At 68.6% G+C, this 14,537-nt stretch carries 11 protein-coding genes; 8 read left to right on the top strand and 3 right to left on the bottom strand.

Annotated features, from left to right (window positions below; all coding sequences use genetic code 11):
* Positions 1–3: 3 nt before the first annotated feature.
* A complete protein-coding gene (locus EV138_RS07345) occupies positions 4–816 on the top strand; it encodes a hypothetical protein (protein WP_202866650.1) in 813 nt (270 codons plus the stop codon).
* A gap of 39 nt (positions 817–855) precedes the next feature.
* Here the strand turns inward: EV138_RS07345 and EV138_RS07340 are convergent, their stop codons facing one another.
* Positions 856–1,863, bottom strand: coding sequence for a LacI family DNA-binding transcriptional regulator (locus EV138_RS07340; protein WP_133977652.1), 1,008 nt, complete (start codon positions 1,861–1,863; stop codon positions 856–858).
* 146 nt (positions 1,864–2,009) lie between these two features.
* Between EV138_RS07340 and EV138_RS07335 the strand changes: the two genes are divergently transcribed.
* Genes EV138_RS07335 through EV138_RS07315 form a run of 5 tightly spaced genes read left to right on the top strand, consistent with a single transcriptional unit; the run spans position 2,010 to position 9,174 of the window.
* Positions 2,010–3,368 carry an ABC transporter substrate-binding protein gene (locus EV138_RS07335; protein ID WP_133977651.1) on the top strand — a complete coding sequence of 453 codons (1,359 nt, stop codon included), beginning with the start codon at positions 2,010–2,012 and terminating at the stop codon, positions 3,366–3,368.
* A complete protein-coding gene (locus tag EV138_RS07330) occupies positions 3,368–4,279 on the top strand; it encodes a carbohydrate ABC transporter permease (protein WP_133977650.1) in 912 nt (303 codons plus the stop codon). Before EV138_RS07335 ends, EV138_RS07330 begins: the two co-directional genes overlap by 1 nt.
* Positions 4,276–5,139 (top strand): carbohydrate ABC transporter permease, encoded by an 864-nt coding sequence (locus tag EV138_RS07325; protein WP_133977649.1) that lies wholly within the window; start codon positions 4,276–4,278, stop codon positions 5,137–5,139. The genes EV138_RS07330 and EV138_RS07325 overlap by 4 nt, the downstream gene beginning before the upstream one ends.
* A 23-nt stretch (positions 5,140–5,162) precedes the next feature.
* Positions 5,163–7,103: a glycoside hydrolase family 2 protein gene (locus EV138_RS07320; RefSeq protein WP_133977648.1), complete on the top strand. Its 1,941-nt coding sequence runs from the start codon at positions 5,163–5,165 to the stop codon at positions 7,101–7,103.
* A 46-nt stretch (positions 7,104–7,149) separates the two neighbouring features.
* Positions 7,150–9,174: a ricin-type beta-trefoil lectin domain protein gene (locus tag EV138_RS07315; RefSeq protein WP_133977647.1), complete on the top strand. Its 2,025-nt coding sequence runs from the start codon at positions 7,150–7,152 to the stop codon at positions 9,172–9,174.
* An 86-nt stretch (positions 9,175–9,260) separates the two neighbouring features.
* Here EV138_RS07315 and EV138_RS07310 read toward each other — a convergent pair whose 3' ends face one another.
* Positions 9,261–10,571: an FAD-binding oxidoreductase gene (locus EV138_RS07310; protein ID WP_133977646.1), complete on the bottom strand. Its 1,311-nt coding sequence runs from the start codon at positions 10,569–10,571 to the stop codon at positions 9,261–9,263.
* Positions 10,568–10,948: a DoxX family protein gene (locus tag EV138_RS07305; protein ID WP_238157996.1), complete on the bottom strand. Its 381-nt coding sequence runs from the start codon at positions 10,946–10,948 to the stop codon at positions 10,568–10,570. Before EV138_RS07305 ends, EV138_RS07310 begins: the two co-directional genes overlap by 4 nt.
* A gap of 132 nt (positions 10,949–11,080) precedes the next feature.
* Between EV138_RS07305 and EV138_RS07300 the strand changes: the two genes are divergently transcribed.
* Together EV138_RS07300 and EV138_RS07295 are read left to right on the top strand one after the other, a co-directional pair.
* Positions 11,081–13,804: an ATP-binding protein gene (locus tag EV138_RS07300; RefSeq protein ID WP_166678524.1), complete on the top strand. Its 2,724-nt coding sequence runs from the start codon at positions 11,081–11,083 to the stop codon at positions 13,802–13,804.
* 94 nt (positions 13,805–13,898) lie between these two features.
* Complete coding sequence (locus EV138_RS07295) at positions 13,899–14,477, top strand: dihydrofolate reductase family protein (protein ID WP_133977643.1); 579 nt, start codon at positions 13,899–13,901, stop codon at positions 14,475–14,477.
* The last annotated feature ends 60 nt before the right edge of the window (positions 14,478–14,537 follow it).

The following is a 14,537-nucleotide window of genomic DNA, read 5'->3' as shown; positions in this document are numbered from 1 at the left end:
CGGATGACGAGCATGCTCTGGATCGGTGGGGCGCCGGGCGCGGGCAAGTCGACGATCGCGAGGCAGTTGGCGCGGGCCGGAGATCTGCCGTTGCACCCGGTGGATCTGTGGACCTACGACCATCTCGAGCGGCTGCCCGCCTACAGGCTGCTGGCCGAGCAGCCTGTCGAAGGTCCGCAGGCGGCCGCGGAGGTGTTCGTGGAGATCTCCCGGGTGCGGCTGCCGGTGATCCTCGAAGACGTCAGGGCGCGCGGACTCGGCGAAGTACCGGCTTTGGTCGAGGGCCCACAACTGTTTCCGTCGATGCTCGGACCTGCCGTCCTGGCAGCGATCTGGTTGGTTGCCGATGCAGGTCTGACCCGGAAGGCGCGCGAGGAAAGGCTCGACGCGGTCGATGATCCGGAGGCCCGAGCGCGATTGGAATCCTTGCTGGCGCGCGACGAGTTCCTGGCGCGGTGGGTGCGGGAGGAGGTCGCCGCGGCCGGGCTGCCGTTGATCGAGGTGGAGGCGGACCCTGACTGGGATGCGATCAGGGCGATGGTGGAGACGACGCTGGGTGACGTTCGGAGACTGCGACCCGGTGATGAGCTGAGCCGCCAGCGCCAGATCGAGAACACGGCTGCCTGCCGGCAACTGCGGCTCTGGCGCGCCGACCGCGGCTTCGCCGACCTACCGACGTTCCCGTTCGCCTGCGAGTGCGGCCGATCCGGCTGCACTTCGACCGTCCTCGCGAACCCCGACCAGTACGAGGAACTCAGCGGCGATCGCCTCTTGGCTCCTCAGCACGGGGCCACGCCATCACCTCACTCGCCTTGAAAAGTTGCCTCCTACTCGCCGACGTGGGGGAGCGGCCGTTCAGGAGGCTGTGCTTTCCCGGATGACGAGGTCGTAGTCGGCGGGGATCTCGGTCGGCGGGGACTGGTCGCCGTCGAGGCGGTTGAGCAGGAGCTGGACGGCGTGCGTCGCGATCTGCGTCTTGTCGGGGCGGATGGTGGTCAGGCTGGGGGTGCTGTAGCGGCCGTCCTCGATGTCGTCGAAGCCGACGAGTGCGATGTCCTCGGGGACGCGGAGACCGCGGCTGAGGATGGTGCGGAGCGCGCCCAGCGCCAGCAGGTCGTTGTAGCAGAAGACGGCGTCGGGGGGATCGGGGAGGGCGAGCAGCTCGGACATCGCGGCGGCGCCGTCGGAGCGGTGGAAGAACTCGGTGGGACGGATCAACTCGGGGACGATCTCGTGGCCGGCGGCGCGCAGGGCGGTCATGTAGCCCTGGGTCCGGAGGCGGCCGGTCCGGCGGCTTTCGCCGGACTGGTCGCCGATCGCCGCGATCCGGCGACGGCCGAGGTCGACCAGGTGCTCGGTCGCCAGCCGGGCGGCGCCGACGTTGTCGATCATGATGTGGTCCAGGCCGCCCTGGATCACCCGCTCACCGAGCAGCACGACCGGCGTCGACGACGGCCGGTCGCGGAGGTCGGCGTCACCCAGCGCCAGCGGGTTGAAGATCAGCCCGTCGAACATCGCGGCCCGGTTGCCGCGCATCACCAGCTCCCGCTCGCGCACCGGATCACCGTCGGTCTGGTCGACCACGACCGTGTACCCGGCCGCGGCCGCCTGCTCGATCACCGCCCGGGTCAACTCGGCGAAGTAGGGGACGTCCAGCTCGGGCAGAACCAACGCGATCAGCCCCGACCGCCCGCGCCTCAGCGTCCGGGCGACCGCGTTCGGCTGGTACCCGAGTTCGTCGAGCACCCGCTGCACCCGGGCCCGGGTGTCCGGCGCCACCTGAGCGAAATCGTTGACGACGTTCGACACCGTCCGGACCGAGACCCCGGCCCGCTCGGCGACCTCACGCAGTGTGGCACCCACTCCGCACCCCTTCGCTGGCGTTGATTCGACCTCTTGACACTTGCAACGTTGCAAGCTTAGCGTTTCAACACCGTTTGCAACGTTGCAAGGATCATACGAAAGTCACCGGCTTCGGCTGAAGGTCCGGTTCCCCTTGAGGACGCGCCATGATCAATTCCGTTTCATCCCCGGTTTCCCGCCGCGCCGTACTGCGTGGTGCCGGTGCCGCCCTGGTTGCCGGTGGCCTCGGTGCCTGCGCTCCCGGCAACACGACCGGCAGTGATCCGCTGCCGACCAGCAAGTCGAGTACCGCGCTGTCGGGTGAGCTCACCATCTGGGACCGCACCGGCGACCTGTACAAGGTGTTCGACAAGGCGATCGCGTCGTTCACCGCGAAGTACCCGCAGGTGAAGGTGAACCACCTCGCCGTCGACATCAACGCCAAGCTCCCGGCCACGCTGATCAGCGGCGCCGGCGTGCCCGACGGCGCGTTCTACGACGACTCTCTGCTCACCGGGGTCGCGCCACATCTGCACGATCTGAGCCAGTTGATCGAGCAGTACAAGGCAGACATCGCGCCGTACAAGCTCGGTGTCGTCACCGTCGACGGCAAGGTGGTCGCGGTGCCGTGGGACCTCGACCCCGGTCTGCTGTTCTACCGCGAGGACATCGTCACCCAGGCAGGCGTCGACCCGGCGGGTCTGACGACGTACGACGCTCTGCTCGGGGCGGCGCGGACGGTCCGGGACAAGTTCCCGCAGGCCAGGCCGATCCACCTGGAGAACGACCAGTTCCTGGCGCAGTTGTGGATCGACATGTTCGCCAACCAGCAGGGCGGCGCCATGATCGATGCCCAGGGCAAACTCTCGATCGACTCCGATCCGTACCGCAAGGCGCTGACCTGGCTGGACACGGTCCGGTCGGAGGGGCTGGGCACGCTGGCGAAGTACACCCAGCCGACGGATCTGCAGACGCAGGACAAAGGGACGCAGGTGTTCGTGCCGTGGGCGCAGTGGTTCGTGTTCGCGCCGCAGCAGTTGCTGAAGGCCAGCAAGGGCAAGTGGCGGGCGGCGGCGCTGCCGGCATGGCAGGCCGGCGGTCCGCGGGCGGGTGTGATGGGCGGCTCGTCGTTCGTGATCCCGGCCAAGGCGAAGAATCCCGAGCTGGCCTGGCGGCTCTACGAGCACCTGGTCTTCAGCAAGGAGGGGTACACGACGGTCTACGGCCCGAACACGGTGTACCCGGGCGGCCTGAACACCTCGATCCCGTCGTACCTGCCGGCGCTGGACCCGAACACCCCGCTGTTCAAGCCGATCGAGGCGCTCGGCGGTCAGGATCTGTGGAAGGTCGCGGTCGAGGCAGGCAAGCAGGTGCCAGGCGGTTACGCGATCCCGACCTGGTGGGGCAAGGCCGTGGACTACTTCGGTGTCAACGTGCAGAAGATGCTGGCCGGCCAACTGAGCCCTGATGAGGTCCTGAAGACCTCGGCGACCCAGATCCAGAAGAACCTGATGGGGCCCAGTTGATGGTGACCGTGACCGAAGCGATGGCGGCACGGCGGGAGGCGAGGACGTCAGGGCGACGCCGGGTCAAAGCAGCGCCGTACCTGTTCGTCGCACCGTTCGTCCTGGTCTTCGCGGCCTTCAGCGCGTACCCGATCTTCTTCGCGCTGCAGTTGAGCTTCACCAACTGGCACGGTGCCGGTGCGCTGAAGGTGGTCGGGTTCGCCAACTACCGGTACCTGCTGGCCAGTCCGGACTTCTGGCAGTCGATGGCGACCTCGGGTGTCCTGTGGTTGCTCGTCGTACCGGCGCAGGTGCTGCTCGCGTTGACCATCGCCGTCGCGTTGCGGAAGGCGCGGTTCCGCGGGCTGTTCAGCGCCGCGCTGATCGCGCCCTTCGTCACTCCGCTGGTGGCGATGGCGCAGGTGTGGATCATCTTGTTCGACAAGGACTTCGGCGCGGTCAACCACGGTCTGACCTCGCTCGGCCTGCCCGCGGTCGGCTGGTTGACCACCTCCGTGTGGGCCAAGGTAACGGTCGCACTGCTGGTGCTCTGGCGCACGACCGGGTACGCCGTCATCTTGCTGCTGGCCGGATTGTCGACGATCCCGTCGGACGTCTACGAGGCGGCGCGGATCGACGGCGCCGGCGCGTGGCACCAGTTCTGGTCGATCACCGTCCCGCTGGTGACGCGGACGCTGAGCTTCGTCGTCGTGATCGGCACGCTGACCGTGTTCCAGCTGTTCGCGGAACCGTACGTCGTCACCGGCGGCGGACCGTTCAACGGGACCAGGACCGCAGGGCTCTATCTCTACAAGCACATCACGAACTCCGACCTCGGACTGGGGGCAGCGAACTCGATGCTGCTCGTGCTGATGGTGCTGGCGTTGTCGGTCGCGTCGATCCGGCTGCTGCGGTCGAGGGAGGACTCATGAGTACCCGTACGGGATCCGTCCGGCTGGGCGCCGCCGGACGTTACGCCCTACTGATCGTTGCCGCAGGCATCAGTCTCGCGCCGCTGGTGTGGATGATGGCCTCGGCGTTCAAGCCCGGTGGCGACATCATCGCCCGTCCGTTCAGCTTCGACGCCGGCCGGCTGACGCTGCACAACTTCCGCGCGATGCTGGAGACGATCCCGATCGGCACCGGCTTCCGGAACACCGCGATCGTCGTCGTGCTCAAGGGAACGCTGACGATGATCTTCTGCCCGATGGCCGGATTCGCCTTCGCGAAGTACGCCTTCCCGGGCAAGCGGCTGCTGTTCGGCACCGTGCTGACCACGCTGATGCTGCCGACACTCGTGCTGCTCATTCCGTTGCTACTGGAGATGAGTCAGCTCGGTTGGGTCAGCACGTTCCAGGCGCTGATCCTGCCCGGCGCGATCGACGCGTTCGGCGTGTTCTGGATGCGGCAGGTGATCATGGCGATCCCCGACGAACTCCTCGACGCCGCCCGCGTCGACGGCGCCGGTGAACTGCGGATCTTCGCCAGCATCGTGCTCCCCGTGATCCGGCCCGGGCTGGCGGCCCTCGGCGTACTGAGCTTCATCAACATCTACAACGACTTCGTCTGGCCCGTGGTGGCGGTGAACGACGAGCAACACCAGACCCTGCAGGTGATGCTCTCTGCGCTGGCGCAGAACATCCGCTCGGGGCAGCTCGGAGCGGACTGGACCAGCGTCTGGGGTCAGCTGCTCGCCGCGAGCACTGTGGCCGCCATTCCCGTCCTCGCCGTCTTCATCGTCCTGCAACGTCACCTGATCAAAGGCGTCATGGCCGGCAGCCTCAAAGGCTGACGTCCCGACTTGGAGAAACAACCATGAACACACCCCGTCCTGAATACCCACGTCCCCATTTCGACCGCTCGTCGCGCTGGCTCACTCTGAACGGCGAATGGGACTTCGCTCGTGGCGCGGACGACCCGACGGACTTCCCGGAGACCATCGTCGTGCCTTTCCCGTGGGAGCACCCCGACTCCGGCGTGATGGCGTACTGGTTGCCGACGGCCTGGTATCGCCGACACATCGATCGACCCGCAGAGTGGGCGGCGGAGCGGACCATCCTGCACTTCGGTGCGGTTCACCACCACGCGACCGTGTGGGTGAACGGTCAGCTCGCCGTCGAGCACGAAGGTGGCTACCTGCCGTTCGAGGCCGACATCACCGACCTGCTCGACTCCTCGGGCACCGGGACGTTGCTGGTGCGGGTGCAGGCGCCGACTGACAAGCGGTTCATCCCGCACGGCAAGCAGCGCAGCCTGCCGGCCGACGACTACGACGGTTGCGCGTTCACGCCGTCCAGCGGAATCTGGCAGACCGTGTGGCTCGAGCCGCGCCCGCCGGAGTACATCTCGCAGCTCGACCTCCGCCCGACCCCGGCGCTGGACGGCATCGAGGTCACGGTCGTGGGCCCGGCCCCGATCCGGATCGAGATCCCAGGCGTCGTCGTCCGCGAGTACGACGAACTCCCGGGTCCGATCACCCTGCCGATCCCGGAGCCGCGCCTGTGGAGCCCAGAGGATCCCTACCTGTACGACGTCGTCGTCACCGCCGGCGAGGACACGGTTCGCGGCTACACCGGGTTGCGCAAGATCGAGTGGCAGGGCCCAAACCTGACGCTGAACGGCGTACCGACGTACGTGCGGGGTGTGCTGGACCAAGGGTTCTGGCCGTCGGCCGGTCACGCGGCACCGAGCGACGAGGCGTTGCGGCGGGATCTCGAGCTGGCGCGCGAAGCCGGGTTCAACCTGGTCCGCAAGCACATCAAGCTGGAGGACCCGCGCTGGCTGTACTGGGCGGACCGGCTGGGGATGCTGGTGTGGGCCGAACCACCGTCGACCGGCCGGTTCACCGACGAGGCCGTCGCCGCCTTCGAGGACGTGACGGCCGGGATGATGGCGCGGGACGGCAATCATCCGAGCATCGTGATCTGGGCCGCGTACAACGAGGAGTGGGGCCTGGACTGGGACGTCCCTGGTGATCCCGCGAAACAGGACGCCGTACGCCGGGCGTACCGGCTCATCCGGCAGCTGGATCCGAGTCGCCCGGTCGTCGACAACTCGGGCTGGGCGCACGTCGAGACGGATCTGGTCGACTGGCATTACTACGACGACGACGCCACGTCGTGGGCCGCGGTCGTGGATCGCCTGATCAACACCGCCGACGGGAGTTTCCCTGTGCGGCTCGGGCCGGACTTCGTGGTGGACAAGGTGATTGCGGCACCTGGGTTCGATCCGGGAGACAAGCCGCAGCTCAACGGCGAGTACGGCGGTGGGTCGACGAGTGTCGAGCGTGGATGGCACCTGCGCTGGCAGACCCAGGAACTCCGCAGGCATCCGCGCAACGCCGGTTACATCTACACCGAGCTGTACGACATCGAACACGAGACGGTCGGCATCTACACCTACGACCGCCGCACGAAGGATCTGGGCGGCACCGTCCCGTCGGATGTCCACGCCGAAACCACGCTCATTGTCGACGTCACTCCGGAAGCCCCGGGCCGCGACCTGGTGGTCTCGACCGATTCTGCGACTGTGCCGGTACGCGTCTCCCACCACGGAACCGAACCCTTGCTGGGAACGCTGCACTGGTCGTTGTCAGGGGCCGTCGGTTCCGCGCCGGTCGAAGCCAAGCCGTTCGCCGTCACCGACCCGCTCGAGGTTGTGATTCCGGTGGCTCGTTCCGGGCGTCTGCACCTGTGGATCACCGACGCGGCGGGCACGACGGTCGCCCGCAGCTTTGCGGACGTCACGCAGTACTGATCTCGGGGACCTCTCGACCCACCCGCCCTTCGTCAGTGGAGGTTTCATGTTCATCCGTAGGTTGTTGGTTGCCGCCGGCATCATCGCCGGCGCTCTCGTCGCGATGCCGGCCACCGCGGCACCGCCGGGGAACGTGCTGTACAGCCCCAACCTGTCCAGCTATCCGAATGCCGACGCCAGTTATCCGCGGGCGATCCGGCTCGACCACGACGGGAACGCCGGCCGGACCGTGCTGGCGACCTTTGCCCACCGCAACGAACCGGGGCCGAGCAGCTTCCCGGTCTACCGCAGTACAGATGGCGGCGCTACCTTCGGGGCAAGCCCGATCAGCACGATCGGTTCGAACACGGCCGGCTGGGATCTCGGCGCGCCGGTCATCTACGAGGTGCCGCGGACCGCGAACGGCCTCAACCAGGGCGACCTGCTCGCCGCCGGTACGGCCTGGGACGAGGGCAACTTCACCGCGCAGAAGATCGAGGTGTTCAAGAGCACCGATCACGGCGCCCACTGGCAGTACCTGTCGAACTGCACGTCGACCAGCGGCCAGCCGAACACCATCGGCCAGGGCATCTGGGAGCCGTGGTTCCTGCTCGCCCCGAACAACACCCTCGCCTGCTTCATCTCCGACGAACGCCCAGCGGGTTCGCCGACGAACAACCAGATCATCGGTCACTACACCTCCACCAACGGTGGCGTGACGTGGAGCGCCGCCATCACCCCGGACGTCGCGTTCCCCGCCGACAATCTGGCCCGGCCTGGTATGTCGATCATCACCCCGCTTCCCAACGGCCAGTTCCTGATGTCCTACGAGCTCTGTCGCGACGCCACCAACGCGGACCATGCCTGCGAGGTGTACCTCAAGACCAGCCCTGACGGTTTGAACTGGGCGCCGACCAACAGTCCTGGCACGCTCGCCCAGACCACTGACGGCCGCCACCTGCTGCACACGCCGTACGTCGCCTGGATCCCAGGCGGTGGGCCGAACGGGACGTTGGTGCTCTCCGGCCAGCGAGTGGTGACCGGACCGACCGGGAACAAGGCCGTGATGGCGGAGTCCGGATCGGTGCTGCTGGCAAACACCTCGCTGGGCACCGGCAGCTGGACCGAGCTCGAAGCCCCGGTCAACGTCAACCCCACGGGCAGTTACGGCCCTGGTGCCCCTGGCTGTCCCGGGTACAGCTCGCCGATCGTCCCGTCGAGCAACGGTACGTCGTTCCTCTACCTGGCCGCGACGTGGCTCGGGACCGGGAACCAGTGCCAAGTCCGCTTCGGTACCGGCGTCGTCGGTGGACCGACCGGCGCGATCACCGGCCCCGCGGCGGCCGGCAAGTGTCTGGATGTCGACCACAACACCGCGGTCAACGGGAACGCCGTACAGCTGTGGACGTGTGGCAGCGTGCCCGGACAGCAATGGACGATGATGGCCGACGGCACCATTCGCGCCTTCGGCAAGTGCCTGGACATCGTCGGCAACGGTACGGCGAACTTCGCCAAGGTGCAGCTGTGGGACTGCGGCCCGGCCGGTGGACAGCAATGGCGTCCGCAAGCCAACGGTGCGCTGCTGAACCCGCAGTCCGGTCGTTGCCTGGACAGCCCAAGCGGTGCCACGACCGACGGCACCAAGCTGCAGATCTACGACTGCAACGGGCTCGACTCGCAGAAGTGGAACCTGCCCGGTTCGCCGACCGGACCGATCACCGGGCCCGCGGCCGCCGGCAAGTGCGTCGACGTCGACACCAACACCTCCACCAGCGGGAACGTCGTCCAGCTCTGGACGTGCAACGGCGTACCGGGTCAGCAGTGGAGCCTGGCGACCGACGGCAAGATCCGTGCCTTCGGCAAGTGCCTGGACATCGTCGGCAACGGTACGGCGAACTTCACCAAGGTGCAGCTCTGGGACTGCGGCCCGGCAGGTGGTCAGATCTGGCAGCCTCAAGCCAATGGCGCGCTGCTGAACCCACAGTCAGGACGCTGCCTCGACGCCCCTAACGGCGCGACGGTCGACGGCACCGACCTCCAGATCTACGACTGCAACGGCCTCGACCCACAGAAGTGGAAGGTACCGCTGTAAATCGTGTGCACAGCAGGCGAGGACTTGTCGCTCACACCGGCAGGTCCTCGCAGTGCAGTGGTTGCTGACAGTCGGAATCGGCACCCCTAGGCGATCCTGCCCAGTGGGGTTCGGGTGAAGATGTTGTCCGGGTCGTAGCTGCGTTTCAGGTCGTGCAGCCGGGCGAGCTTGGCCGGCGAGTAGGCCCGACGTACGGCGGCCGGGTCCTGGTCGGCGATCGTGTTGACGTAGGAACCGCTGGTGTAAGGCTCCAGGCCGGCCGCGTAGGTGCGCGCTGCCGTGATGCGCGCCTCGTCGTCGGCCGGGTCGGTCCAGGCGTCGCCGGTGGTGAACTCGATCAGCGCGTCGCGGTGGCCGAAGGCGGTGTCGGCGTCGGCGATGTCACCGATCGCCCCGCCGTTGAGCGTCAGGCGCGCACCCGGATTGTTGTTCGGGGCAAGGAACGCCTCGATCGCCGCGTCCGGCAGCGAACGCAGGTAGTGACCCTTGCAGTAGCGCCGCACCGCATGCCGTTCGGTGTCGTCCAGCCGGGTCTGCAGCTCCAGGTAGCTCAGCTCCTGCACCTGGGTCTCGACCGGTTTCCCGATCTCCTGGTACGACGGAAGCAGCCGCAGGCCTTCCTCCGGATCGCCGACCCACACATATCCGATGCCCGCCATCAGCCGCCCGTCGCGCTGCCCGACCCGCGCGACCGGAGTGGCCAGCCGAGGCATATCGACGAGCAGTTCCCGCCAGCCGCGCAAGGCCTCGGCCGCATCCGGCAGCTCGTAGAACTGATCCACGACCAACGCGCGAGTCCCTACCGGATGCAGCCGGAACTCGAAGGCCGTCACCACCCCGAAGCTCCCGCCGCCCCCGCGCAACCCCCAGTACAAATCCGGATGCTCCCCGGCGCTGACCCGCAGTACCGAACCATCGGCAGTGACCAGCTCGTACGACGTGACGTTGTCGCAACTGAGCCCGTAGGCCCGGGCCAGCCAGCCGATCCCACCGCCGAGCGTCAAGCCACCGACGCCGGTGTGCGACACGTTCCCGGCCGTGGTTGCCAACCCGTAGCGCTGCGTCGCCACGTCGAGCGCACCGAGCAACGCGCCGCCACCGACTCGGGCCAGGCGTCGGGCGGGGTCCACAGTCACCGAGCTGATCGCAGACAGGTCGATCAGCAGGCCGTCCGCCACCACCGGCAACCCGAGGAAGCTGTGGCCGCCGCACCGCACACCGATCTCCAGGCCGGCCTCGCGCCCGTACCGCAACGCCGCCACCACATCCGCCGTACTCCGGCATCGGGCGATCGCCGCCGGCCGCCGATCCACCATCGCGTTCCACACCGCGCGACCCGCGTCGTAACCCGCCTCGCCCGGCCGCAGCAGCAGCCCGTCCAACGCCGTGGCAGTCATCGCCGGACCAGCTCCCGCACCGACGCCCGCCGGAACCAGGCGATCGCGGCGGCGAAGACGAGGAAGGCCAGCGGAATCGCCGGCGAGATCCCCAGCACGAAGACGTTGGTGATGGTCGCGCCGACCATCAGCCCGACCAGACCGGATGCCGCGAGCCCGCACAGCCGCGGGATCAGCAGCCCGATCGCACCGGCGAGCTCCAGGGAACCGACCAGGTACCGGAACCACTGGCCGGCGCCGATCGAGCCGAACTGCTCCACCATCGCCGGATCCGCGGTCAGCTTCGGCAGCGCCGCCATCACGAAGAAGAACGCCAGCGCCACCTGGGCCACCCACAGGGTCACGATGCCCGGCCGGATCCGCCGCGAAGTCGTCATCGTCGTACTCATCATTGCCTCCAGGGAAGAGTTGTTCTCCTACGGCGAGCTTCGCGGCGCGGGCCTGCCGGCCACATCCGTGCCGACCACGGATTCACCACGGAAGGCCCGCGGATCGGACATGATGTCCGCGTGAACGAGGTGACGGTGTCGGCTCGCGAAGCCGAGGTGCTCGAGGCGCTCGGCGCGCATCGGTCGAACGCGCAGATCGCGGGTGCCCTGCACATCTCGATCCGCACGGTCGAGAGTCACGTCTCGTCACTGCTCCGCAAGTACGGCGTCGCGGATCGCCGCGAACTGGCCGACCTGGCTGGGGCACAGCGGGGACCGGGGATGAGCGGGGTCCCGGCCGGCCGGACGACCTTCGTCGGCCGCAGCCACGACACGACGGCGGTGCGCGACGCTCTCGAACGCTCGCGACTGGTGACGCTGCTGGGTCCTGGCGGCATGGGCAAGACCAGGCTGGCCGCGGTGGTCGCCACCGAGTTGCGGGCCGGCGGCGCCTTCGTCGACCTCGTCCCGGTCCGTGACGGGCTGGTGACCAGGGCGATCGCGACGGCTTGCGGACTGACCGAACGGCCGCCGCAGACGCTGGATCAGGTGCTGATCGAGCACCTGCAGGTTGGCCGCTCCCTGCTGGTCCTGGACAACTGCGAGCACCTGGTCGACGAGGTGGCCGCATTGACCGAACGGCTGTTGCGGACCTGTCCCGAGCTGACCGTGCTCGCGACCAGCCGGGAGCGGCTGGGCATCCCGGCGGAGGCGACCGTGCTGTTGCCCCCGCTGGACGCGGCTGCCGAACTGTTCGTCGACCGCGCCAGGGCGGTCGAGCCGGAGTTCCAGGCCGCGGCCGACGACATCGGCGAGATCTGTGCCCGGCTGGACGGCATTCCGCTCGCGATCGAGCTCGCCGCCGCCCGGATCGGTTCACTCGGCGCCGACGGCCTGCGGGCCGCTCTCGACGATCGGCTCCGGCTGCTCTCGGGCGGCCGAGGCATGGATGAGCGGCACCGGTCGCTGACTGCGGTGATCGGCTGGAGCTACGAGTTGCTCGACGACCCGGAACGTCTGCTGTTCCGCCGGCTCGGCGTCTACGTCGGTGGCTTCGACCTCGAAGCCGCGGCCGCGACCAGTCCCGAGCTGGGACGAGGTGAGGTCGCCGATCTGCTCGGCCGGCTGACCGACAAGAGCCTCGCCGTACGTCGTGGCTCGCGATGGCGGTTGCTCGAAACGATCCGGGAGTTCGCCCAGGCCCGGCTCAGCGGCGACGAGCTCGCGATCGCACAGGATCGGCGCTTGCACTGGGCGGCGGACACGGCAGCAACTCTGGAGAACCGACTGGACGAACCCGCCGCGGAATCCGGCCCGGACGTTCGAGCCGCCGGATCGCAAGATGGTGGTTGGCGGCAGTTGTACGACGAGGTGGTCGCCGATCTGCGCGCTGCGCTGGCAGCGACGCCGGCGGAGCCCGATCCAACGGCTCACCGGTTGGCGCGTTCGCTGGCCCATCTCGCGTTCGCCCGGCGGGAGTTCCTGGCGTCGGTCGGGCACTATCGCGCAGCGGCCGAACGCGCCGAGGACGGTGTCGCGGCCGCGCTCGATCTGCGATCGGCCGCCGATGCCACCATCGCGATCTCGGACGGGCAGACCGGGGTCGAGCTGCTGCTAGACGCCGCCGACCGTGCAGTTGCCAATGGCAACGTTCGCGCGACGATGCTCGCGCTGGCGGTGATCGCGGTGAACCGCTATCCCAACGGCTCGCTGTTCGAGCTGCCGGGGGAGGAGACCGAACGGCTGCTGGCGAAGGCCGTCAACTGTGCCGTGCCGGGCGACTTGCAGGTGGCCGCCCTGCTGGCCGCGGCGAAGGCGTGGGACCACGGCGGGCGCCGCATCGAGGCCGACGCCGAGCTTGCGGCTGAGGCGGTCGTAGCGGCCCGTCGTACGGGCGATCCTGTCCTTGTCGCCGGCGCACTGGATGCGCTCGGAGTCGCGGCCGCGAGCAGCGGACGGCTGAGGGACGCACGGTCGTCTGCGATCGAGCGGATGGAGTTGGTCCGGCCGCTCCCGCGCCACGAGCCCTATGCGGCCGCTGAGATCATCGACGCCTTCCACGTCGCGCCGACGACGGCGACCGCGGTCGGCGATCTCCGCGCGGCAACCGCGGCGGTGGGTGCACCGGACGATCCGGTCGGCGACCATCCGTACATCTCGCTGCCGCGCCTGATCCGGGTCTGTGCGATGACCGGCCGGTTCGACGAATGCGTCGAGCAGGCGGACGCACTGTGGAACCGCTGGCAGCGGGCGGGCTCCCCGCCGATCGAGTGGATGGCGTCCGCGATGTCCGCGGTGGCCATGGTGCACGGGCTGCGGAACGACGGCCAGTTCGGGACCTGGGCGGCGCGTGCGCTGAGAGTCGCGCGAACCGAGGACCTGGCCGGTGCTCCCTGGTTGATAGCTCCGCAGTTGTTCGCGCAGGCGCGAGTCGCGATCCATCTCGGGGCGGTCGGCGACGCGGCGGACGTCGTACGAGGTGCCTTCGCGGAACTCGGCGAGTACTGGTGGGCGCCCTATGCACGGGCGACGGCAGCCGAGCTGGCGGTCGTCGCTGATCTTCCCGAGGCGACGTCCCTGCTGGATGCGGCCGCGCCGCTCGGCGAGGAGAACGACTGGGCTGCCGCGTGTCTGCGGCGCGCCGAGGGCCGTCGTACGGGAGATCTTTCGGTGCTGGCCGCGGCGGCTGCTGACTTCGAACGCATCGGCGCCCGTTTCGAGTGGGCCTGCACCCTCGCGCTGATCCCGGACCGTGCTGCCGAGGCCCGTACCGAGCTCGCAGCCTTGCGGGCGCCGCTTCCGTAGCGAATCCGTGGTGAGCACGGATGTCCCGACGGCGGCCCGCGGCGAGGCTTGAGGCAATCCCGCTGGAGCGGGGAATCAGCCTCGAGGAGGGATCATGGCAACCGTCGCGTCGGCCATGTCGATGTCGCTGGACGGGTTCGTCACCGGACCGAACGACAGCCGGAAGAACCCGCTGGGAGAAGGCGGCGAGGTCCTGCACCACTGGCTCGGACCCACAGCCACTCCCGAAGACCAGGCGGTGCTGCAGGAAATGGTGGCCGATTGCGGGGCGATCCTGATGGGCCGCCGGTCGTACGACTTCTGCGTCGGTGACGGCGGCTGGGGGGACGGCGGTCCGGCCGGCCGGACGCCTTGTTTCGTCCTGACGCACCAGCCGCCGGCCGAGGCCCCGGACGTCTTCACCTTCGTCATCGACGGCATCGAGAGCGCGATCGCCCAGGCCAAGGCCGCGGCCGGCGACCACACCGTCGGCATCCACGGCGCCACCGCAGCCCAGCAAGCACTCGCGGCCGGCCTGCTGGACCAAATCCACATCCACCTGGTCCCGGTCCTCCTCGGCAACGGAGTACGCCTCTTCGACCTCCTCGGCGGCACCCCGGTGACCTTAACCCGCAAACGCGTCATCGCCGCCGGCAGCGGCGTAACCCACCTCCAGTTCCACGTCCCCCACTAACAAAACGCTGCCCGCCGGAATAATCCGGCAGGAACAGCGGGGCTGCACGCCGGTGGGAAC

Origin of the sequence: Kribbella voronezhensis (genome assembly GCF_004365175.1) — a bacterium.
GTDB lineage: Bacteria > Actinomycetota > Actinomycetes > Propionibacteriales > Kribbellaceae > Kribbella > Kribbella voronezhensis.
Note: the sequence above shows the minus strand (reverse complement) of the source record. Positions and strands in the feature narration are given on the sequence as shown.